We start from the raw sequence: 23,537 nt of genomic DNA on the forward strand, positions 1-23,537 counted from the left end.
AACTTTTACAAATTTTAATTTCAAAAAACCCTCCAAAATATTTACATTTGATTATACAAAACGAACAAAACTTCACTGACGCCAGCTAATGGAATCTATAAAATCTTCACAATCAGAACGTACCTATACTACTGACGAAGCTTTTCAAGCCTCATTGGAATATTTCAAAGGCGACGACCTTGCCGCACGTGTCTGGGTCAATAAATATGCATTGAAAGATTCTTTCGGAGCTATTTACGAAGCCACGCCTGACGATATGCACAGGCGTATCGCCTACGAAATCGCCCGCATCGAGCAACGCTACCCTAATCCGATGAGCGAGGATGAAATCTTTGACCTGATCAAGGACTTCAGATACATCATCCCGCAGGGAAGCCCTATGACGGGCATCGGTAACCCGTACCAGATCGCATCGCTCTCCAACTGCTTTGTAATCGGGAACAAAGGGGAGTCGGACTCTTACGGAGGCATCATGAAAATCGACCAGGAGCAGGTACAGCTCATGAAACGCCGGGGAGGCGTAGGTCACGACCTATCTCACATCCGCCCCAAAGGCTCCCCCGTAAAGAACTCGGCGCTGACCTCAACCGGAATTGTCCCTTTCATGGAACGCTTCTCCAACTCCACCCGTGAGGTGGCACAGGATGGGCGACGGGGTGCATTGATGCTTTCCGTGGCGATCAAACATCCCGATTCCGAGGATTTTATCGATGCCAAGATGGAACAAGGCAAAGTAACCGGCGCCAATGTATCGGTACGTATCGATGATGAATTCATGAAAGCCGTCAGCTCTGGCAGTAGCTATCGTCAACAGTATCCGATTAAGAGTACCGCCCCGACGCACATCAAGGACATTGATGCCACTGCACTCTGGAAAAAAATCGTGCATAATGCGTGGAGATCGGCTGAGCCCGGGATTTTGTTTTGGGATACTATCATCCGGGAATCGGTGCCCGACTGCTATGCCGACCTGGGTTATCAAACCATTTCAACGAATCCGTGCGGTGAAATTCCCCTCTGCGCATATGATTCATGCCGGTTGCTTGCGATTAATCTTTTCTCCTACGTCGAGAACCCATTCACACCGCAGGCTAAATTTAATTGGGAGCTTTTCAAAAAACATATTGCGGCGGCTCAGCGCATGATGGATGATATCATCGATCTTGAACTGGAAAAAGTGGATGCTATCCTGCAAAAAATCGACGAAGATCCGGAAGAAGACGAAGTAAAGGCGGTCGAACGCAATTTGTGGCTCAATATCCAGACAAAGGCCAAAGAAGGCCGCAGAACGGGTATCGGCATCACCGCAGAAGGCGATATGCTGGCAGCATTAGGACTCCGGTATGGCAGTGACGAGGGCAATGAGTTCGCAGTGGAAATCCATAAAACCGTCGCGCTGGAAGCTTACCGCGGATCGGTGCATACTGCCAAGGAAAGAGGTCCGTTCACGATCTTCGATTCTGAGAGAGAGCAAAACAACCCCTTCATTCTCCGGTTGAAAGACGCCGACGCCCAGCTCTACTACGAAATGCTGGAATACGGCCGCCGGAACATTGCATTGTTAACCATTGCACCTACGGGCACTACCAGCCTGATGTCGCAAACGACTTCCGGGATCGAGCCTGTTTTCCTGCCTGTTTACAAAAGAAGAAGAAAAGTGAACCCGAACGACAAGGACGTTCGCGTGGACTTTGTGGACGAAGTAGGGGATTCGTGGGAAGAATACGTGGTTTTCCACCACCGGTTCAAGGAATGGATGGAGGTGAATGGAATGGACACCAGCAAAAATTATTCACAAAAGGATCTGGATGAGCTGGTTAAAAAATCCCCTTATTATAAGTCCACTTCCAATGATGTGGATTATCTTAAAAAGGTAAAAATGCAGGGAGCGATCCAGCAATGGGTCGATCACTCGATCAGCGTGACCATCAATATGCCCAACGACGTGACCGAAGAGCTCGTCGGTGAATGCTACATGGAAGCCTGGAAAGCAGGTTGCAAGGGAGTGACGGTTTACCGCGACGGCTCGCGCTCAGGGGTCTTGATCGCCAATACAGAGAAAGAAGAAGCGTCCGCTCCGGGCGCACCCACTCCTTTCCCAACCGAACGGCCTCATACGCTGGAAGCCGACGTGGTACGCTTTCAGAATAAAAAAGATAAATGGATTGCATTCATCGGTATCATCGACGGCCAGCCATACGAGATTTTTACCGGCTTTGCGGATGATGAAGACGGTATTTTGCTGCCAAGATGGGTAAATGAAGGTTTCATTATCAAAAACCGTGAAGCCGACGGCAGCTCCCGTTACGATTTTCAATACAAGAACACCCGTGGCTATAAGACGACCATCGAAGGATTGTCCTATAAGTTCAACCCGGAATACTGGAATTACGCCAAATTGATTTCCAGCACTTTACGTCATGGAATGCCGATTGAAAAAGTGGTAGACCTCATCAGCAGCCTGCAACTCGACGAAGCTATTAATACCTGGAAAGCCGGTGTTGCCCGGGCCCTGAAACGCTACATTCCGGACGGAACCGAGGCCGCCAAGCAGAAATGCCAGAACTGCGGTTCCACCAATCTGCTATATCAGGAAGGCTGCCTTACCTGCAAAGATTGCGGCTCCTCGAAATGCGGGTAACGTAATTCAATTTTGAATGAGTGAATGATCGAATAAACGTCCTATTCAATCATTCACTCATTAATCTTCCCACTCAACCTCCTTCGCTACTCCTCCCGGTTCAAAGCAAAGATCCACCCAAGACTGCTTTAAACCGACATGATGCTTATTTCAGAAATTCTGATCCGTTATCGAACGGAAAATTCACTTACACAACGACAGATGTCCGCATTGCTGGGCGTATCACAGGTTGCTTACCACAAATGGGAGAGTGGCCGAAATGTGCAACTGACCCACTATTGCCGGATAGCAATAGTTTGCAACATGCGTTTGATTGACATTTTGCCAGGAGAATGGCAGGAAAAAATCAGGGAGGAATTAGGGACCGGTCTTTCCAGGCCCGAAGACCTGGAAAGTACCTGATCGATTAAAATGTCTCTTCCACGACTCCCAGGTAGTTAAAAGGAGTCAATGCGCGGAGCTCTTCACGTATCTTTTCCGGCACGTCGAGTGTTTCGATAAAGCGCGAGATCGAATCGTGTGTTATTTTTTCATTGGTGCGGGTCAGCTCTTTCAAAGCCTCGTATGGTTTTGGATAGCTTTCACGGCGAAGAATGGTCTGGATCGCTTCCGAAACAACGGCCCAGTTTTCTTCCAATTCTGCTTTTAGCACCTCGCCGTTTAATTCGACTTTACCCAGCCCTTTCAGGAGCGAGTTTAAGGCGATAGCCAAATGCGCGATCGGTACCCCGATATTGCGAAGGACGGTCGAATCAGTGAGGTCGCGTTGCAAACGGGAAACGGGGAGTTTGGAGGCAAAATGCTCGAATAATGCGGATGCAAGGCCCAGGTTGCCCTCTGAATTTTCAAAATCGATCGGGTTCACCTTATGCGGCATCGCCGACGAGCCCACTTCTCCCGCCTTGATCTTTTGTTTGAAATAACCCATTGAAATGTACGTCCACATATCCCGGTTAAGGTCGGTCAGGATCGTGTTGAGTCGTTTCAGACAGTCGAAAGTCGCGGCAAGGTTGTCATAGTGCTCGATCTGCGTCGTATGGCGGCTTCTTTTCAGGCCTAACCCTTCTACAAAATGATGGCCGAACGCCATCCAGTCCTGCTTCGGATATGCGACGTGGTGTGCATTAAAATTACCCGTAGCACCTCCGAATTTCGCAGAATGCGGGATCTTGTCGAGCATTTCCAACTGACGCTCCAGCCGCTCCACAAAAACCAGGAACTCCTTACCCACACGTGTGGGCGACGCGGGCTGCCCGTGCGTGAAAGCCAGCATCGGCACATTTTTCCATTCGATCGACATCCTTTTCAATACGAAAAGAACCTGGCGGAACAACGGTTTAACCTGGCGCTCCATCGCATCTTTCAGCGATAGCGGAATGGCCGTGTTGTTAATATCCTGGGAAGTAAGGCCGAAGTGGATGAATTCCTGATAAGACTCAATTTCGAGTTTCTCGAACTGCTCTTTGATAAAGTATTCTACGGCCTTGACATCGTGGTTGGTCACCTTTTCGATGTCTTTTATATGCAATGCATCCGCCTCGCTGAAATCTTCATAGATCTTACGCAGCGATGCGTACTTTTTCTTGTCAAATTCGGATAACTGGGGAAGGGGAATTTCGCAGAGTGCTATAAAATATTCTATTTCCACATACACCCGGTAATAAATCAGGGCGTATTCCGAGAAATAGGCCGAAAGTTCAGATACTTGTTTGTAATAACGACCATCAACCGGAGAGATGGCCGTAAGCTGATTTAATGACATGATTTTCAATACAAAAATTGATTATCAGGCAAAGTTAGCAGAATTCATCGTCCTAAAATGGTAAAACAGGAACGAAAAATTCTTTTTAGCATTGGAAATAGAAATTATAAAACTATTCGCATATTCGTCCATTCACCTTGATTATAAAACCTCATGCAGCCTTCCCCATTTATCGGAGAACTCGTCGGAACCATGGTCCTAATTTTGTTAGGCAACGGCGTGGTCGCCAATGTCGTATTGAAAAAAACTAAAGGCGAAGGCGCTGGCTGGATCGTAATCACAGCCGGATGGGGATTTGCAGTGATGTTCGGGGTTTTTACCGCGAACGCGTTCGGAAGTGCTGCGGCACATCTCAATCCCGCGGTAACCGTGGGTTTCGCTGTACTCCAGGATGACTACCATCTACTGGCAAGCTACATTCCGGCGCAACTGATAGGCGCTTTTCTGGGCGCTGTGCTCGTGTGGCTTCAATACCTGCCGCATTGGAAAGCAACCGAAGATGGGAACTCCAAACTGGCCTGCTTCGCCACCGGTCCAGCTATCCAAAACACCGGGGCTAATTTTGTGAGTGAGTTCATTGCCACCATCATTCTTATTGTCGGCATCGTAGCTATTGGCTATGCCGGGACTTCCGATCCCGAAAAAGGCGGTATTCCTTCCGGTGTTGCACCTTACCTCGTGGGTATGCTAGTGTGGAGCATCGGTTTATCGCTGGGCGGCACTACCGGCTATGCCATCAACCCTGTGCGTGATCTCGGCCCCAGGCTGGCGCATGCTATTCTGCCTATTCCCAACAAGGGAAGCTCCGACTGGGGTTATGGCTGGATCCCCGTGGCGGCCCCCATTGCGGGAGCCATCATCGGCGGATTGATTCTGCGTGGTTTTTCTTTCTGACAAGTTATTCGACGGTAATCTTACGTCCGCCTGAATAACTCCGGTATTCGCCTTGATACATGGCGTCTGCGGCGGCAGGTCCTACGGTAAAGGTCCCTTTTGCCACAATTCGGGCCTGGTAGTAAAATGTGCTCGGGCGCCCTTCCGCAACTGTGAAGAAATGAATGCGGTCATCCCGGACATCGTAGTAACGGGGAACAGCCGCATTCGTGATCCACGGCATGTCACGCGGCTCTGTGATACGAGGATTTTCGATTTCGAAGCCCGCGGGCAACAAGTCCGTGATTACAATGTCGTCGACCGGCAGTCCATTGGTGCTGGTGAGCGTAAGCTTCACTACTACGAGATCATTCTGGTGGAAAGTCTGAACCGGGCTGCCATTGCGCGTTAAAAACTCTCTGCGAATACTGATGCCCTGATCTTCTTCGGTGTAGGTCCCGGTGGCAGACATTCCTTCGGTTTGGGCAAACCAATATAAATCTCCCTTGCCTTGGGTTTTCACCAACACTTTCTGATTCACAATGCCTTTTGCAATTTTGAGCTCCTTACCTGAGAACTGCCCAAGTGATTTGCCGTTGGCGGATACCGAAGCGGTTACAATAGAGCCGGATGTCTTTTTGGCCAGCTTACCCAATGCAAGAACCGCAAAAGCGGCTTCCTGGGTATTCAGGTAGGAAGCGGATTGAATGGCCTTGGAAAGCTGGCGCGCCATTACAGGAATTTGGAGGTTCGAGGGCTCCGATTCCAGCAGTGTATTTAAAACCAAAGACATATTCCGAAGCGGAGATGAATAGCTATGGTCAAAATATTGCCCTGTACTCTCAACTATGTATTTCTTGGGAAGCAATGCATTAAAACTCCTCGAATCTCCCGCCAGTTGAAATGCGCCTGCAAGCAGATACTGAGAATCGAGTGTCAGCAAATGTGGATTCTGCTTATAATAATTCATGGAAGCGCGATTCGGATGTCCATTCAACGCCAGTACGTACAATGAATAAATTGCTTCCCTGCGCGCAACGGTTTTCCGCGTCTGCGTTCCGGTCGGCTGGCCTTCGTAGGCGAGTCCATTGCTTGTGCTCGCGGTAACTACTTCACGATTTGCAGTTCTGCCTGTTTCTGAGGTGAGGTATTCTACCGCGCGGCTCAACGTTTTGGCATCTACTTCAAAGCCTGCCCTGCGCGCCTCTTCAAGAAAATGGACGGCATAAGCGGTCGCCCACCAATCTTCCAGTTGTGCCCCGGGCCACATGCCCATTCCTCCGTTGAAAAGTTGCTGGGATTCTACCTTCCTGATCGCCTGCTGCACATTAGTCATTGGATTGAAATCACTTTCCGTACTCTTCACAGTGTAAACCGGTGCGGCCATGGCCTTGGTCAGGTCGGCAAAATAGATCTGCGGGAACGCTTTCGATATCGTTTGTTCCAAACAGCCATAAGGATAACCCAACAATGTAGATAGCGCTTTTCCTCCTCCCTGCACCAGCGGAGAACGGCTCAATATCATCTGACTGCTGCTAGTCGCAGGAATAAACGACGAACCGAGGTCGATCACTCCCTGCTTTTCACCCGCTATCAGCCCGGAAGTGCTGGTTTTGAGCAACGGAGACGCGGGGCGGACTGAGATTTCAGTTTGATTCATGAATGTTTCTTTAAATGCATTCACTTTCACCGTCACCTTGCCTACTCCTATTGCCGTCAATGCTTTCACCGCAAAAACAGCCCTTGTTTCCTTACCAGCCGGGATAGTTATATTTTGAACCAAAGGCGCCGCCCCGGCAGCGAGCGGACCTGCCAATTGTACAGACACCGATGCTGTGGTTGCCTTATTCTCCGTATTACTGATGTTGACAGGCAAAACCAGCTCATCGCCCGGGCTCAGGAAACGCGGTAAACCGGCACTGATCACGATAGGATCAGCCACTTTCATATTTTTCGTCGCAGAGCCAAAGGCATTGTCTTTGTAAGCCACAGCCATAATCCGCAGATCCCCGCTGAATTGCGGAATATTTACATCGAAAGTAACGTCACCGCTTCCATTCGCTTTCAAATGCCCGCTCCAGAAGGATACGAGCTCGGTTCGTCCGTTGCTGAGCGGGTTGATCCTTCTTTCCAGATCATAACCGTCACCACCTGAAGTTGAAGTACCGGAAATGGTCAATTCCGGGAAAAGCTGAGCGTACAAGTCATGGCTGGTAACTTCCAATGCCCGTCTTTGATAAAAATGCCCGTGAATATCAGGAGTTTGAGAGTTTTTAATTTGTAATATCCCTTCATCTACCACCGCTAATGTGATCTCCGCATTCGGTTCCGTTTTGATCCTGATCTGCTGTTTCATCTTGGACCTCGACTTCTCGACCACTACGATGCTGACCGGTAGTTTCCTATCGGGATCTTCTACAACAATCGGGGTAAACCCGTGGGCTACCGTCAAAGGCATATCCGAAGCATCCAGCGGCCTGATCAGCGTTGCAGTCACAAACACATTGGGCAAATGTGCTTCGCTGATCTTGAATGTAAGTTCCGCCGCTTTCTTTTCTGTGTTCAGAATATGCTGTTCGAGTACGTTGTTGCGCTCTACCGTCACCAGCAAGCGGCCGTCAAAAGGTGTTTTAAATAGCACCTTTGCCGATTCACCTGTTTTGTACCGTTCCTTGTCGGTTTCCATCAGCACCCGTCCTTCATTGCTTACTTCGAATGACGAGTACTGGGTATAGCCATATCCATATGCGTAAAAATTGGCGAGTGTATAGTGCGCTGCACCCGGTCGCTTTACCCGCACTTCGTATTCGCCTGAAACGGTCGGAACATAGCGGAATGTGCCTTTTCCACCCGACAGATTGAGTTTATTGGAATAAACCAGCTTTTCATTTTTCCTGGACGTATACTGGAGCCGGTCGTATTTTTTTTCGACCACCGTCTGATATTCCAGACGAACTACTTCAATACTCGCTGATGCCCCACCCTGCAATGCTCCATTTTTATTAACTCCCACGATTTCTACCGGAACCGGCGCATTGGTTCCCACATAAGAGTCGGGCAGCCGTATGCCGTAAAACACCGGTTGCGTGTACACATCGAAACGTTGCAGCCGGTTAACGGGCCGGCCGTTTTCATCAAAAACCGTGACGTAAATTTTCCCTTCCAGCACGCCGATGTCCTGCAAACCTGATAACAATGTAAAATGCTCGGAGGCTTGTCCCTGCTCATTGGTAGTCCCTTGCCGACTATCACGTTCAAAAGTAGTTTCGGCTGGTATATTAAACGTGTATTCCGGGAAAGCCTTTGCTGAAAACCCTTTTCTCTGAAGTTGGAAGTCCATTTCATAGTTCCGGTTACTGGCAGGCGGGCCGAACAGGTTCGTTGCAGTGGCAATCAATGACACCTTTTGTCCTGATACATAATCCTTTACTGCTCCACTGAGATCAACTTTGATTCTGTCGGGCATGAACTCTTCCACGCTAACTGCCTGCGATCCGAGCAGAACTTCATTGCCATTGTAAACTTCCAGGATATAGGTTCCTGTCAACACACCCGCATCCAGTGGAATTTCCGTTTCAATGGCCCCTTGTTCGTTGGTTATCTTGCGCCAGGTCCTGAACTCCCGGCCGTTCGGCGTCAGCAGCCGCAATTTCAGCGGAACCTTGCCCGCGGTTTTCCAATCCTGAGTCCGTAGTACAGTGTTGAAATGCATGGTTTCGCCAGGACGGTAAATATCCCGCTGACCGTAAATAAAAACCTGGTAACCCGAAGCATTATCCCGCAGTCCTTCCACATCGAATCTCGACGTCAGCACCTGCGTGTCTTCCAGCAACAGGTAGTTGAAATCTTCTTCCGAACTGGCCGTAATCATCGCAATCTTAAATCCGGGCGCTTTTTCACTCAGATTGTCGACGTGGGCAATGCCGTCACCATCGGTTTTGAATGTAAAAACGTTTTGGTTGTTCGAGCTCACGAGCGTTAACTCCAGGTCGCTAATGGGTTCATTGGTTTTGATGGAATTGGCAAAAACCCAGATCTCGTCTTTTCCTTGTTTGGCGATCAGCCCGATATCTGAAATAGATACCAGCTTGGTGGCTCCGAGATAAGCTTCTTCCTCCGAATTTACCGCTACCAGATATACGCCCTGACGCTTATTATCGTCGGGCAATGCGATGTTGAGCGCCGATACACCCTTGCTTTTTGAGAGGTTTTGGGTCTCTACAACCTTATTTACAATCACATCGCTTAAATGACTTTCACGGTCGTCACTGTAATTGAAATTGCCGGTCGGTTGCCAGTCGTCACCTATGTATGCGTAGTCATTCCAACGGTTGTTATGTATGTAATGCAGGATATTGTTAGCATACAGCTTGGAAATGCGGACCTGTACTTTGGGGACATTGACGATCTGAACACCAATATTTCTTGAACTTTTGCTCGATAAATAAAGTCCCTTTTTGTTTGCAAACGAGATAGCCGCAGGCATCTTGCCAAAAAACAGGTCCCTTGAAGCTTCTTCCTCCAAAGCCTGCCCGAGGATGCCTTTCAGGGTTTTGTTCAATTGCAATACATATGTATCCGTCTCATTGAATGCGCCCCGAAGAATAAATCCATTCTCGGTCGGCTCCGTTTCTACCGACGCCTCCGGGTTAACGGAAAAGCTGTTCGCAATGCTTTCCTTATCGAGCTCCTGGGTCGTAATGATCCGCGCGTAGCCAGTGTTATTTTCAAACCCTGTTTTGATATCGACTACTTCCAGATGCAAAGGAGAAGGGATGCTGACCATCCTGGCCAAAGCCTCCTGGCTGCTATACGAGGTGTTCTGGACTTTCACACCCTTGTCAAGTGTCACATTGACCGGCGTTTCATTGTTATCTGCCTTACCCGCATTTGAAAAAGCAACCACGACAGATGTCTCGTTCTGGGAAGGCAGTATCCTGTAATCCAGCGACTGCGTCCCTGACATGATTTTCAGTTTCTCAGCCACGTTCTGGCTATTGACCGGGTAATTAAAAACCAATCGTAACCTTGCTTCCTGACGTCCTGTTTCCTGGGATAACGTCCACCAGCTTTCCGACTCAACCAATTGCAGGTACGGCGTGTGAAAACCAATGGGGTCTTTGGAAACTTTTAATTTCTTATCGCTCCCTGCCCTTGCAGTGACCAGGTCGGTAAGTTGCGCTCTGTAAGATGTAGCGGCGCCAAAACCCGCTACCGGTGAAAACACGAGTTCGTTGGGCGCAGTCCATTTAAATTTCCCACGAACTGCCGGTTCAAACTGTACGTATTGCGTCGAATCCCAACTGTTGAGCGCATCTGCCGAAACTAAGTCTTTGTTAAATGTAAAAACCAGATTCTGCGACTGCCCAACCTCCTCGGTAAAGTTGGTCCCCGCGATGCGGATTTCATTGAATGAAGAGCAGCTATTAAAAAACCAGACGAACAGAAGGAGGCAAAAAGAACAAAGGATGGAAGTCTTTTTCATAGGAAAGAAGATATAAAAACGTATGATTTTAGGATCAAAATCATACGTCTAAATTAGCTTATATAAGTTAATTCGCTTTAAATAACCACTTTCAAATGATTCAACGGTGCTTCTTTGAGATTTTACGGTAACTGCTTCCTCAAAACGTCTGCATTATTTCTTCAATAGGCTTCGCACCTTCAAAAAATGACAGCACCCTGACCAGAATTCCCTCCACCACCGCGTCCGGGCAGGAGGCGCCGCATGTAAGCATAATGCGTACGGGAGATTTTTCGGGCAAATAGTTTTCCGTCACGATTTCTCCTTTTTTATGCAGATCGAAATGACGGATCAAATGCCGGTCCAGGATCTTATTGACTGATTCAATAAAGTAAGTAGGAAATTTCTGCTCGCATAGCTCGACCAAATGGGAAGTATTGGAACTGTTGTAACCTCCCGCCACGATTACCAGATCAGCTTCATGGGTCAGCAATGCATAAGTGGCGTCCTGGTTGTCGTTAGTGGCATAGCATAATGTATCGCGTGTGTTGGCAAAACGATCTTCTACCTGCTCGGGGCGAAGCTCATAATGCCGGATCATCACATTTTTGAGGTAATCGGCTATGCCCTGGGTGTCCGAAGCCAGCATGGTCGTCTGATTGACTACCCCTATTCGCTGCAAATCCCGCTCCGGATCGAATCCTGTCGAATACTGATTTTTGAAATCCTCAAAAAACTGTAAAGCCGGCTTCTCACCGGTCATGTACGACGCCAGCAATTGCGCCTGCTTCATATCCTCCACCACGATGGTCGGAGCATTCTCCTTGCTGTGCGAAAAAGTTGCCCTTGTTTCTTCGTGATTAGGTTTTCCATGGACGATAATCGTATAGTTCTTCTCTCCGATCTGCGCTGCCCGATTCCATACCTTCTCTACAAAGGGACAAGTTGTATCATATACATATGCATTCACCCCCAGCTCGGACAGTTTTTTTTGGTTTTCTATGGTCGTCCCGAAGGCGGGAACAATGACAATGTCCTCTTTGGTTAAGTGGTCCCAGCCGATCAGCTGATTTCCTTTCGTATCCATGATAAATTGGACGCCGCGTTCCATTAAATCCCGGTTTACATCCGGATTATGGATCATCTCGCTCAGCAGAAAAATGCGTTTGCCCGGATTTTCGGCAATGGCTTTATATGCAATATCAATCGCATTCTCGACTCCGTAACAGAAGCCGAAGTGCCGCGCAATCAGAAATTGCACAGGTCCGAAATCAAGCACGGTAGGCGAATAATCCCTTTTCAACTTGTCATTCTTACGACGGAACTCCTTGATCGGCGTGATAATACGGCTCCGGTAAAAATCGGGGATATTGAATGTTTTCATTTACTAAAATCGGTAGATTGCCCGTAGCAACAGGCCAAAACGTTTCCAGTTACAAAGATACGCGGCCTCACTTTACAACAACGCCGGTTTCGACATTGTTCGGCCATCTCATTTTGAAAATATTTTTTTAATGAATGCAACATGTAGTTGAAAGCGTTGTCTTTGATTCAGAACGTTCAAAATATAAACCTTCTGCTTGAAAACACAAATCTACCCCGACCGGCACGTCGAACTGGTGGAGCGTTGTAAACTCGGAGAGCGCAAAGCGCAATACGAACTTTACAAACATTACTCCAAAGCCATGTTCAACATCTGCATGCGGATATTAAACCATATTGGAGAGGCTGAGGATGCGTTACAGGAGGCATTTGTGGATGCATTCACGAATCTGCATCAGTTCCGGCAGCAGTCAACCTTTGGGGCATGGTTGAAGCAAATTGTGGTCAACAAGGCGATCAACCATATGCGGAGCAGGAAGGTGAAGTGGGTAGAAATTAACGAATTCCAGGAAACACTGGAACAGAGTGACCGTAATGAGGATTCTTTCGGACTGGATGAGAGCGACACCACGCTTGAAATAGAAAGGGTACGGAATGCGGTACAAAAATTGCCGGACGGTTACCGGGTGGTGCTCAGCCTTTATCTTTTCGAAGGCTACGACCACGAAGAAATCGGAGAGGTGCTGGGGATCAGCGAAACCACGTCCCGAACTCAATATATGCGGGCAAAGCGTAAATTGACTGAGATGCTGGTACGTTAACAGAACGGTCAGAAGCATCAGGAAATGGTCAGGTATGGTCATGGAGAGAAACATCAAATTGACAACTCTTGACAATCTCTGACCAACGATGACAGAATTTGCAAAGCGAGTATAAGATATTGAACCCTTAAACTATTACGGATTTGAGACTATTATTTACACTTGACAAGTTAATTAATCTATGAAAAATTCTTCTGATAAAAAGGATCGATTGGAGCGGTTTGTGCGAGATAACAGGGATGGATTTGATACTTTCTTACCGCAGGATTCTTTGTGGAGTCAAATTGAGAGCCAACTACATAATGAGATTCCGATAGTATCCGAAAAATCGAAAAAAAAAATAAGGCGGCTGAATAATCCGTATTTCGATTGGCGAATTGCCGCTGGGGTTTTCCTGGCGCTGGGAATCGGATTTTTGGTTTACCTCAATAACGAGTATGGCATTACCCGTGACCCTAATGTGGCCCTGAAAGTCCCCGCCTACGCCCGCGAATTCAATCAATACAATGTTGCAATAGACCAAAAAAGGGACGAGATCATCAAACTTGCCCGGAACAACCCCGAGCTGTACAAGGATTTCTCTGCTGATTTGGAAAGTCTGGAAACGAGTTACAAAAACTTGCGTTCCAACTTATCGAACGCCCCTAACCAGGAAGCTTTGCTGGAAGCTATGGTCCAGAACCTACAATGGCAAGTTGATCTCCTGAATCAACAACTGGAAATTTTGCAACGTATTAACAAAGTGAAAAATGACAACGATAAAGAAAATAGCGACGCTCCTGTTATTTAGTGCGGTTTTGATACTGCCACAGGTAGCCAGCGCAGCCCTCCATCCCGACGAGTCCGAACAAAACGGGTTGGTAGAAAAAAGAAGGAATATTGTAAAGATTTTTGACGTCAAAAAGAGTGATGCACTTGAAGTTGACAACCAGTTTGGCCTCGTAAAAGTGAATCTATGGGCTAAGGAAGAGATCAAAATTGAAATTGTGATTACGGCCAATGCTCCCTCTGACTCACGTGCTTCGGAATACCTCAGCGCTGTTAATATCGATGAAAGGCGCGTCAAAAATGCGATCAGCCTCACTACACGGATTGACCGGAGCCAGTTTGGCAACAATAGCTGGAATAACCGGAAAGGCGACAAAAATTTCATCCAGATCGATTATACGATCTATATGCCTAAGGAAAATGCGCTTACCGTTCGCAACAAGTTTGGCAATACCGACATTCCCGCTTTCCATGCACCGCTGATCGTGGATTCGAAATACGGGAGCTTCATGGCTAATGTCCTTGACAACGCGGATAATGTGATCGACGTTCGATATGGAAGCGCCAAAATCGGGAAAATGGATGGAGGAAAACTGGAATTTCAATACTCAAACCTCAAACTCGATCAGGCAAAAAAAATATGGTTGAACAACAAGTTCGGAGACCTCAACATCGGCGATGTTATTAACCTGGACGCTGATATCGACTATTCCGGTGCAAAAATCGGCACTATCCGAGGTACTGGGAAAATCAAGCTGAACTACTCCGGCAATTTCAAAATTGACGAACTGACCAATTCTGCGCAGAATGTCGATATACAGGCTGCCTACTCTTCAGTTATATTGCCTGCGGAGGCTAACCAGTTCAATGTGACGGTAACGTACGGTAATTTCAGTTACCCCGCAACTAATGTAAATTTTTCAATGCAGCCGGAAAAAGACGGTCGGCACGATAAGATGCGACAATACCAGGGTAAAATTGGAACCGGATCAGGAACAAAGATCACAATCAACTCCCGTTTTGGCGACGTCAAACTGAAAGATTAAAGATTCTTTATTCTTCCAACAGCACATTATACCTGAAATCCAGCGGATCAAAGGCATTGTACAGCTTCTGAATGAACTGAGGGTCGTTGATGTAGAAATTCAATAAATTATCATACCGTTCCTGGGCGATTCCGTTCGGGAACAGTTTGTTTTTAAGGGTCAGTAATTGCTCAATTTCCGACTCGTGATTCCGCTCTTCCGCACGGATAATCCTTTTTTCAAGGTGTTTCAATGAATTGAGCAGCCGCGTCTGTTCCGCCTTTACAGCCCCATGCATGGTTTGATCCACTTCTGTTGCCTTAGCCAGAATCTCATCGAAAATCACATTGAATGCATCCTTTTGATCGGTCAGATTGAGGACATGCTCCGTATTGCGTTCGATAAACGTCTTACGTAAAGCAATCTCGTCCAGGAACAGATCCTTATAGTTAATCTTTAACTTTTGGGCCTTCTTATATTGATGACCGTTTATGTAGAGCGCAAAATTGCGCGGCATCAGCATAGGATAGGGAACACCAAAATGATCAAATACAGCCTTCAACTGCATCCAGTACGGCACCTCTGACGGTCCTCCTATATACGCAATATTCGGTAAAATAACCTCTTCATACAATGGCCGCAGGATCACATTGGGACTGAAACGTTCGGGATGTTGCTCCGCCAGTACCAGAATTTCTTCCTCAGTAAACGAGAAATCTGTATTCAATACCCTGAAAGTATCCCCTTCGCGCGTGATCCGCTCACGCAGGTTATCATCCAGATAGAAAAAATTGATTTCGCGCGCATGCAGGGGCGTGTGATAGCCCAGCGCATTCAGTCGGGAAGTAGTGTCGGTAACAAGCTTCTCCGAAATGGAGGTTTGCAGTTCCTCCCTGATAACGGGAAGAAATTCGCGTTTAAGATCCGCATGATCAGCGTCCAGACTAATCAGGCCGCAGTGCCCGAACAATTCGTGCATGTAACATCGCACCGCGTCGGCCAGTGTATTGTTTTCCAGATAGGCTTTCGTAAACAGCAACGGCTTGTCAGGCAATTGTTTCAGAATACCGGACAGCTCCTTTGGATTGAGTCTTCCCACTGCGCCTTTGTGCTCGCCAGTCCATTTGTGCGTCTGCCCGAACAGATGAAACGATGCAATTTCCTCAAAATCATGATCTTCCGTTGCCATCCAGTAAATGGGCACGAAATTGCAATCCGGGTATTTTGCTTTTAACGCTTCCGCAAGTTTGATGATCGTAACGATCTTATAAATAATGTACAGCGGACCGGTAAAAATATTCAGCTGATGACCGGTTGTTACTGTGAATGTGTTCTCGTGCAGTAATACTGAAAAATCAGGTAGGGAAGGCAAACCGCGGTACTGCTTTTCCAGCACCCCGACAAGCGTACTTCTTTTCTCCTGATCAAAGCCCTTTTTATTCAAAATTACTTTCTCGGCATTTTCCAGCGTTGGAAAAGTACCATAGAAAGATTCCAGCGTCGGTTTCTGATCCAGATAGTCAAGTAATAATGCAGGAAACTGGCCAGTGGTACGCAGATCCACGGAATGCAATATCATGAAAGGTGGCTTTTCAGTAGCTAGTAGAGAATCCAACGTAAGTATTTTTGCGATTTTGAATCAAAAAAGAAACCTTAGACTTAACGAGAAAGGGGCCGATTTTGGTTTCCCAAAATTGCGCAATTTGAGATAGAATAAAAAACCTTTTGCCAAGTTACAAAAAAGCCGCACCTGAGTCAGATACGGCTTTCAATGGATACATTTTGGTTTTCAGTTGTGCAGGTAAGTTACCTGAGATATTTTATAATTTCTAAAAGACATAATCATTTTTCGCGATCAGCTCGTCGGCGATCCTACGGCGCGCTTCTTTGAGGTTCGTGGGAGCGGTCTTCGTAAACCGTTTCAGCCCCATCAGCATCACATTCAAGTCGTCGCCTTCGGCAAAGCTGGTAATAGCGGCCCGCCCTGCCTGGCTCACACGTTCCACCGCACGGTTCAGGTATACCAATGCCATATCTTTCTTCAAAGCATGAACACCTGCACTTTCCAGGCCTACACTTTTCTCGACTCTCAGTAATACCGACTCGGCTACATATATTTCGATTATCATATCCGCCACATTCATGATGATTTCCTGCTCGTCGGAAAGTTTCATCATAAACTTTTGAACCGCAGCACCTGCAACCATCAACGCGGCTTTTTTGAGATTTTTGATCACCTTCTTTTCGGCTGCGAAAAATACTTCCTCCTCGTCCGCGCTAAAATCCGGAATCGACAGGATTTCCTTGCCGACCGCCGTAGCCGGCCCCATCAGGTCAAGCTGACCTTTCATGGTACGTTTGAGGAGCATATCTACAACCAGAAGCCGGTTAATCTCGTTGGTCCCTTCAAAAATCCGGTTGATACGGCTGTCACGATAAGCCCGATCCATCGGCGCGTCGGCAGAGAACCCCATTCCGCCATAAATCTGAACTCCTTCGTCAACCACAAAATCGAGGACCTCGGAGCCATGCACCTTCATGATCGCGCATTCGATGGCGAATTCTTCCAATGCTTTCAGTTTAGCATCCGAATCAGGTAACCCCTGTTCCTTAAATGCCAGGATCAGATCATCGATATTTTGGCCCACGCGATAGGCCGCCGACTCCGTAGCAAACATTCCGACTGCCATTTCGGCCAGTTTGTGCTTAATCGCCCCGAAACCGGCAATCGCTGTACCGAACTGCTTCCGCTCGTTAGCGTATTGAATCGCCTGGACAGCCACGCGCTTCGCACCACCGAGAGCCGCAGCGGCGAGTTTAATTCTTCCGATGTTGAGAATATTAACGGCAATTTTAAATCCATTGCCTCTTTCCGAAAGCATGTTTTCAACCGGTACGAGACAATCGTTGAAAAACAATTGACGCGTGTCAGAGCCTTTGATACCCATTTTATGCTCGGGCTCATTCATCGTGATCCCGCCAAAAGACTTCTCGATGATAAAAGCAGTCAGGTTCTTGTCCGTCTGCCCATTCTCCTCCACTTTGGCAAAAACAATGAAGACATCTGCGAAACCACCATTGGTAATCCACATTTTTTGCCCGTTGATCACATAATGCCGACCATCCTCCGACAGCTTCGCCTTCGTTTTGCCGGAGTTAGCGTCAGACCCGGAATCCGGTTCCGTCAGACAATATGCTGCTTTCCATTCACCGGAAGCCAGCTTGGGTAAATATGTACCTTTTTGAGATTCGTTGCCGTAATACAGAATGGGCAAGGTCCCGATACCTGTGTGTGCGGAAAGCGCGACCGAAAATGAGTTTCCGGCCCCGGTAGCCTCCGCCACCAGCATGGAAGTATTGAAATTCATTCCAAAACCTCCATATTCCTCCGGCACAACAGTTCCCAATAATCCAAGCTCACCCGCCTTATCCATAAGCCCGGCGATCATTGCGGGACTTTTAGCCTGATCGATCTCATCCAGGTGAGGCCATACCTCTTTGGCGAGGAAGTCGCGGCAGGTATCAGCGATCATACGCTGCTCTTCATTAAACTCTTCCGGAATAAAAATCTGGCTGGCGAGGGTTTCTTTAATAAGAAATTCGCCCCCTTTGATGGACGTTTGGTTTATTGCTGCAACGGACATATCTGAATGCGGGTTAATCAGGAACGATTGTAAAGTATGCAAGCATACTATCACAAGCTATGCAAATATAATTTATAGGAATTATTATGCAAGCATACTATTATTAAAAAAGTAGGCTGGTGCGTGACAACACGCGACCAGCCTACTTTTTAAGTATCTTGAATTGCTTCAGAAAGGCGCCGTTATTTTCAACACGGATAAAATAGATCCCTGATGAGAGCCCTATGGCGTCCAGATCAAAATTGGCAAGGCCATCCGAAACCTTCACCACGCTATTGGGAATCGGCATCCGCTTGCCGCTAACAGAAATAATTTCATAACTCAAACTGTCTCCGGGCTCGTACTCAGGCAGCTTGATATTGACAATGCTCTCGGCAGGGTTAGGATAAAATGCCCAATCGTCCATATTCTTGGCAATATTGGCTTTATCACCATCTGAAATCCCAAATTCGATCGAGTTCGTCACCACAGCTGAATCCTCTTTGAATGCCGTGACCGTGAGGGTGTAGCGCCCAACGTACGGAGCAAAACCGGACGCATCTCCATACAATGCATAGGGAAAGATCGATGTTGTGGACTTTTTACGATAGGGACCATTCAAATCGAACGAAACCTTGTCATATTCAAAGTTGCCATAGGCGTACATGTTCAGCAACGGCGGCAAGGAGTCATACGGAATAACGTCGTCGCCGGATAGTTTCCGGATAACCCGTTGGTCAACCTTGCTACCTGCCTGTACGAGCTCAAAACGTATTTCGGGAATCTGAACCAACAGAACGAGCGGAATCTCTACATAAGCTCCTGCATTGTCATACGCCCGGATAATGAGCCGGTACTCCCCCTCCTCGGTTGGCGTTCCTGAAAAGACGTTCAATGCAAAATTGAGCCAGGAAGGACGATTTTGCACCGAGATCGAAGAAATGTATCCATCAGGGTCTCCAAAGATATTTGTCGGCAAAATGTAGTTGAAAGGCATGTTGATCTGTGCGTATTTGACCGGCAGCGTACTGGTCGCAAAAGGCGGTGCATTGAGAAACTGAGGCTCTACGACCTTGATCGTAAAATAGGTCTCCACAAATGCATTCAGATCGTCGTAGGCTTTAAGGATAATGCGGTAGTCGCCTAATTTGTTAGGCGTACCACTCAAAACTCCGTTCGAGAATTTAAGCCACGACGGAAGCTCGCTGGCCTCGACCTTCGTAATATCTCCATCCGGATCCGTAAAGGCAGTTTTAGGGATAGCGAATGTAAAAGCCTTATCGATTGCCACCATCTGATTCGAGAAATTACTGTCTACGGTAGGCGGCTTGTTGGCATTCTCTCTCGTATCGACCCGAATCGTAAAGAATGCTTCCGCGGAACCACCTTCATCATCAATTCCCTTCACCTGAATCCGGAAATCACCTAGTGCCGTTGGCCTGCCTCGCAGGAAGCCTCCTTCATAGCGCAGCCACGAAGGCAATGCGCCTACTTCGACTCTTACCACGGTGCCGTCTACATCCGAAAATGTGTCGATGGGAAGTTTATAGTTAAAATCCTTATTCACAGGAATGATCTGCATCGGCACCGGTCTGAATACATACGGCGCATAGTTAGACGCATCATCCCAATAGCTCGGAGACAGCAAATCTTCCACCAGGTGAATGCGCACCGGCCTCGGGCGTGCAGGATCCGCATAAGCGCGCCTGGCCCATTCATCGTAAATCACGCCCTGCGCCCCCCCCTTTTCGGTGGCCGCCGAGAGTCGGTAACTCACTGAATCCGCATAGACAATCGGCTTCATCGGCTGGGTGAGCCAGGTGGCTGCTCCTTGCCTGAGGAACCCTTCTGCACGGGCCATCTGCTCTTTCTGCGACACAACCACCGCAACCACATTGGCGCCATGCTCGAAGTTCTCATTGATCTGCTTCATGTGTGCATTGTTATCGAGGTAAGAGCTGACAAAGAGCTCATTACAGATCACAAATCCCGGAGGGGCATCACTTTTCAAAATATCTACCGACCAGCGGTGATCGTGTGTAGCCAGATTGTCATTGACTTTGATCCCGTCGGTCTTTTCATTCAGGTCCAGAAAACCCAGTGTACCCCGTGTAGCAGATTGTGAATCGAACACAGAACCGTAATCGGAGACGTATTTAATGTTCGGGTCGACCGACTTGATTGCGGTGACCATTTGCTCCACATACTTCTTGAATACGAGATGTCTGTAAATGTACCAATCCTTGCCATATCGCTGCCGAAAGGAAAGGTTAGGCTCCCAGGATGTAGCAGGTGGGTTGGCTTCGTCGAACGACTTGAAGGTCATACCCCATAAAAAGTTGATCCGCTCGATCTTTTTATAATGCTGCTTTACAAACTCTTTAAATCCTTTCACCATCGACGGCGAATAATCATAAACTGCGGCATCTTCCTTCCCGTCGACGATAAGCCCTCCCGGATACTCGCCCTCCTGGGTTCCCGTATTGGTCACTGATACATACAACAGCTTTTTTTCAGTCTGTAAATGTTTGTACCGCGTCACCACTTCTTTAACAAAGGCAACACCCTTGTCGACAATGGGTTGGTTGTCAAAACCGAAGGACGTGTCCTGGTAACCGCTGAGCAAGGGCTTGTTGGAATGGCTAAACTGGCTATCGGAAACTTCCCAAAAGCCTTTAATGCGCGTGCTGTGCCTGCCGAGGTGGACGCGTAATGCCACCTTCATTCCGAGATCTGTCGCAATCTTGATCTGATCGTCGTACTTAGCCCATTGCGGCTTTTCGGTGGGAGAATTGAAATAGACCTTATCCCAGGGAATAGTTATGTAGACGGCGTTGAGTCCAAACTGCTTAGCCGACCGGATCAGGTCCGGTTCAGGACCAATATCATCGGGATTAGTAAGATTCAGGAGCATCAGCGCCATGTAGCGCTGGGTGTCTAATTCCAATGTCCGCTGTTGACTTTGCCCCGAAACCGGGTTCCAAACCACCGTCAGGCAGGTCAGCGAAAAAAATACCCGGGCCAACCATCTGAACTCGTACGTAGAATTGAGCATATTATTGATTTCTGTCAATTAATTCGATCCATTCATTATATCCATTTTCCACATTGAACCGGCTTGCGACCGTAATGCTTTTCGCACTGTCGGTTATTATTTCTCCGCTCATAATCGACCGCATTGCACGCACCATCTGTTTGACACTCAGATCGTCCGTAACGACGCCCATTCCATCCTGGACAAACTCTGAAACACCTCCGGAAGGAAAAGAAACGATGGGCTTACCCAGCAACGCGGATTCGATCATCACCAATGGAAAAGGGTCTTGCCGGGAGGTTAGCAGAAAACCATTTCCCATATTAAGGTAATTATAATAATCTTCTTTTTGCTTACCCGTCAAATGAATTTTCGTAGCAGATGTATTGTCGGCACAACGCTGTTCGGTATAATACACCAGTCCATCGTCGATTGCTGCACCTACCCACACCAGATGAACGTTGGGATCATTCAATTCCTCAGCGATGTCGGGCAGCATATCGAAACCTTTTCGTTCAGAGGTCATGCCCGAAAGCACCCAAACAAACGCATCCGGCGGAATTCCCAGTTTTTGCCGGATCTCCGCTGCACGGTTATCATCCTTTTTTACCAGTGACGGATCGATAAAGGAGTAAAGCAATCCTACATTTTTTCCCCCTGCATGTTTCAATGAGTCACAGGTAGTTTGCGAGCATCCGATCAGCAGGTGTGAGTAATCTACGATACTTTTGAAATCCGGTGCGCTCAGGTAAGCATAGGTCAGCGGCATTTCGTGAAAGTGCGTGATCACTTTGATCGAGAATTCCTTCGCCACCACGATGGTCTCAGGTATCATTGTTGTATTCACATACCAGAAATCCGCTTTAAAATCACGGGCAAGCTTGCGCAGGTGCCGGAGCGTGGGGTTCACACCCAGATGAAAGGAAATTTTTTGAATCGTGTTGAATTTTCGAGGAGCAATATGAACCGGGATATCCTCCGGAAATTCAGCCAGCAGTTCCCCGTTTGCAAAACTTACGATTCCAACGTCGAAACGTGAGCGATCTATTTTTTTCAGAATGTACAACAGCATCATCTCCGATCCTGTTCGTGTGGCATAGGGTGTAAAAAAGAGGATTCTTTTTTTGTTACTGTTCATGCAGAGGCAGTTAAGAGATCGATGTTCTCCTGTGGTTTGATTTTATACAAACCCTTTTTCAGGAACAGCGTTTTCCAGAAATATTTTAATAAAACGCGGGTCTTTCTAACATATATATGCTGTGTACGAAGTTCGGAAAAGGGGTTCCCGCTTTTTATTAGATTGAGAAGCATTTTCCATACATACACCACAGGTACCATGAAAAGGTAATGCAAAATCAGCAGCAGATATTGAGCAACCCCGTATTGCTTCCGCACCCATAGAAAATTGGATATCTGCATTTGCGTACTAAACCGGTTGATCCAGGAAATATTCGTCCTGCGAAACGGATTATTATTTTCCAGATGTACAAATGTGCAATCCTGAAAATAACATAGCTTGCCCAACCGCCCAAGGCGCCCCGACCATTCTACATCTTCTCCGTACATAAAGAAGTCTTTACTGAAACCACCGGTTTTCACAAAACCCTCCTTTCTGACAAACATAAATGCGCCCACCAGCCAATCATACTGGTCGGGATCGTCATAAGCCGGTTCCGGATAAAGTTGATGGATCAGCTTGTCTATTAGGCCGCTGGGCGGAAGAATAAAAAAAGTCCTCCTGAACTCATTGAAACTTCTATAGAATGGCATTGGCGTGCCGTCCGGATAGTATTGCAATGCACCGCATGCCACGATGTCCTGACGCTCGTTCATCCGGTCAAAGCACCGTCGGATCACATTATCTGTAACCAGCGTGTCTGCATTCAGCAACAGAAAATACTTTCCCTGCGCTATTTCCATTCCCCGGTTATTAGCAATTCCGAAACCCGCATTGTACTCCATGTCAATCCAACGTACTTCGGGATACACTTCCCTAACCGACGCCCCGCCACCATTCTCCGGATCATTATCTACTACAATGACCTCAAAAGTAACTCCGGACGTGTATCGATAGATAGAATTTAAGCAATTAATGATTAGTTGAGGGGTCCTGTAATTAATGATAACAATGGATACATCCATGAAAAAAACGTGCATGTTAGACGGGCAAAAATAAAGAATCTCCCCGGAAGATGGTTAACAC

Annotated in this window: 14 protein-coding genes; 6 read left to right on the forward strand and 8 right to left on the reverse strand. The window is 47.4% G+C overall.

Annotated elements, in window-relative coordinates; translation table 11 throughout:
• Positions 1-88: 88 nt before the first annotated feature.
• Positions 89-2,641, forward strand: coding sequence for an adenosylcobalamin-dependent ribonucleoside-diphosphate reductase (locus tag BP71_RS26340; protein ID WP_496384557.1), 2,553 nt, complete (start codon positions 89-91; stop codon positions 2,639-2,641).
• Between the two features lie 138 nt (positions 2,642-2,779).
• Positions 2,780-3,043 (forward strand): helix-turn-helix transcriptional regulator, encoded by a 264-nt coding sequence (locus tag BP71_RS26345; RefSeq protein WP_496384558.1) that lies wholly within the window; start codon positions 2,780-2,782, stop codon positions 3,041-3,043.
• 4 nt (positions 3,044-3,047) lie between these two features.
• On the opposite strand, the gene purB is transcribed toward BP71_RS26345, so the two are convergent.
• Positions 3,048-4,403, reverse strand: a complete 1,356-nt coding sequence (gene purB / locus BP71_RS26350; RefSeq protein ID WP_496384559.1) for an adenylosuccinate lyase — start codon at positions 4,401-4,403, stop codon at positions 3,048-3,050.
• A 153-nt stretch (positions 4,404-4,556) separates the two neighbouring features.
• Here purB and BP71_RS26355 point away from each other — a divergent pair, with 153 nt between their 5' ends.
• Positions 4,557-5,297, forward strand: a complete 741-nt coding sequence (locus tag BP71_RS26355; protein WP_496384560.1) for an MIP/aquaporin family protein — start codon at positions 4,557-4,559, stop codon at positions 5,295-5,297.
• A 4-nt stretch (positions 5,298-5,301) separates the two neighbouring features.
• On the opposite strand, the gene BP71_RS26360 is transcribed toward BP71_RS26355, so the two are convergent.
• Positions 5,302-10,761: an alpha-2-macroglobulin family protein gene (locus BP71_RS26360; RefSeq protein ID WP_496384561.1), complete on the reverse strand. Its 5,460-nt coding sequence runs from the start codon at positions 10,759-10,761 to the stop codon at positions 5,302-5,304.
• Positions 10,762-10,900: 139 nt separating this feature from the next.
• Positions 10,901-12,124: a 4-hydroxy-3-methylbut-2-enyl diphosphate reductase gene (locus BP71_RS26365; RefSeq protein ID WP_496384562.1), complete on the reverse strand. Its 1,224-nt coding sequence runs from the start codon at positions 12,122-12,124 to the stop codon at positions 10,901-10,903.
• Between the two features lie 196 nt (positions 12,125-12,320).
• Between BP71_RS26365 and BP71_RS26370 the strand changes: the two genes are divergently transcribed.
• The 3 genes from BP71_RS26370 (at position 12,321) to BP71_RS26380 (ending at position 14,698) form a co-directional block, all read left to right on the forward strand.
• Positions 12,321-12,884 (forward strand): RNA polymerase sigma factor, encoded by a 564-nt coding sequence (locus tag BP71_RS26370; protein ID WP_496384563.1) that lies wholly within the window; start codon positions 12,321-12,323, stop codon positions 12,882-12,884.
• Between the two features lie 181 nt (positions 12,885-13,065).
• Complete coding sequence (locus BP71_RS26375; RefSeq protein WP_496384564.1) at positions 13,066-13,674, forward strand: hypothetical protein; 609 nt, start codon at positions 13,066-13,068, stop codon at positions 13,672-13,674.
• Positions 13,634-14,698, forward strand: a complete 1,065-nt coding sequence (locus BP71_RS26380; protein ID WP_496384565.1) for a hypothetical protein — start codon at positions 13,634-13,636, stop codon at positions 14,696-14,698. Before BP71_RS26375 ends, BP71_RS26380 begins: the two co-directional genes overlap by 41 nt.
• 7 nt (positions 14,699-14,705) lie before the next feature.
• Here the strand turns inward: BP71_RS26380 and bshC are convergent, their stop codons facing one another.
• The 5 genes from bshC to BP71_RS26405 form a co-directional block, all read right to left on the reverse strand.
• Positions 14,706-16,256 (reverse strand): bacillithiol biosynthesis cysteine-adding enzyme BshC, encoded by a 1,551-nt coding sequence (gene bshC, locus BP71_RS26385; RefSeq protein ID WP_496384566.1) that lies wholly within the window; start codon positions 16,254-16,256, stop codon positions 14,706-14,708.
• 250 nt (positions 16,257-16,506) lie between these two features.
• The gene (locus BP71_RS26390) at positions 16,507-18,321 is read right to left on the reverse strand and encodes an acyl-CoA dehydrogenase FadE (RefSeq protein ID WP_496384567.1); all 1,815 of its coding nucleotides are present in this window, start codon (positions 18,319-18,321) and stop codon (positions 16,507-16,509) included.
• 142 nt (positions 18,322-18,463) lie between these two features.
• Positions 18,464-21,355, reverse strand: coding sequence for a putative Ig domain-containing protein (locus tag BP71_RS26395; protein ID WP_496384568.1), 2,892 nt, complete (start codon positions 21,353-21,355; stop codon positions 18,464-18,466).
• Between the two features lies 1 nt (position 21,356).
• Positions 21,357-22,472, reverse strand: a complete 1,116-nt coding sequence (locus tag BP71_RS26400) for a glycosyltransferase (protein WP_496384569.1) — start codon at positions 22,470-22,472, stop codon at positions 21,357-21,359.
• Positions 22,469-23,476, reverse strand: coding sequence for a glycosyltransferase family 2 protein (locus tag BP71_RS26405; protein ID WP_496384570.1), 1,008 nt, complete (start codon positions 23,474-23,476; stop codon positions 22,469-22,471). Before BP71_RS26405 ends, BP71_RS26400 begins: the two co-directional genes overlap by 4 nt.
• Between the last annotated feature and the right edge of the window lie 61 nt (positions 23,477-23,537).

Source organism: Dyadobacter ginsengisoli DSM 21015 (genome assembly GCF_059568735.1).

Excerpts from the sequence above, each read along its gene's own strand:
- BP71_RS26405 (WP_496384570.1), bottom strand. The coding sequence starts at position 23,476 with ATGGATGTATCCATTGTTATCATTAATTACAGGACCCCTCAACTAATC.
- purB (WP_496384559.1), bottom strand. The coding sequence starts at position 4,403 with ATGTCATTAAATCAGCTTACGGCCATCTCTCCGGTTGATGGTCGTTAT.
- BP71_RS26395 (WP_496384568.1), bottom strand. The coding sequence starts at position 21,355 with ATGCTCAATTCTACGTACGAGTTCAGATGGTTGGCCCGGGTATTTTTT.
- BP71_RS26360 (WP_496384561.1), bottom strand. The coding sequence starts at position 10,761 with ATGAAAAAGACTTCCATCCTTTGTTCTTTTTGCCTCCTTCTGTTCGTC.
- BP71_RS26345 (WP_496384558.1), top strand. The coding sequence starts at position 2,780 with ATGATGCTTATTTCAGAAATTCTGATCCGTTATCGAACGGAAAATTCA.
- BP71_RS26380 (WP_496384565.1), top strand. The coding sequence starts at position 13,634 with ATGACAACGATAAAGAAAATAGCGACGCTCCTGTTATTTAGTGCGGTT.
- bshC (WP_496384566.1), bottom strand. The coding sequence starts at position 16,256 with ATGATATTGCATTCCGTGGATCTGCGTACCACTGGCCAGTTTCCTGCA.
- BP71_RS26375 (WP_496384564.1), top strand. The coding sequence starts at position 13,066 with ATGAAAAATTCTTCTGATAAAAAGGATCGATTGGAGCGGTTTGTGCGA.
- BP71_RS26340 (WP_496384557.1), top strand. The coding sequence starts at position 89 with ATGGAATCTATAAAATCTTCACAATCAGAACGTACCTATACTACTGAC.
- BP71_RS26400 (WP_496384569.1), bottom strand. The coding sequence starts at position 22,472 with ATGAACAGTAACAAAAAAAGAATCCTCTTTTTTACACCCTATGCCACA.
- BP71_RS26365 (WP_496384562.1), bottom strand. The coding sequence starts at position 12,124 with ATGAAAACATTCAATATCCCCGATTTTTACCGGAGCCGTATTATCACG.
- BP71_RS26390 (WP_496384567.1), bottom strand. The coding sequence starts at position 18,321 with ATGTCCGTTGCAGCAATAAACCAAACGTCCATCAAAGGGGGCGAATTT.
- BP71_RS26355 (WP_496384560.1), top strand. The coding sequence starts at position 4,557 with ATGCAGCCTTCCCCATTTATCGGAGAACTCGTCGGAACCATGGTCCTA.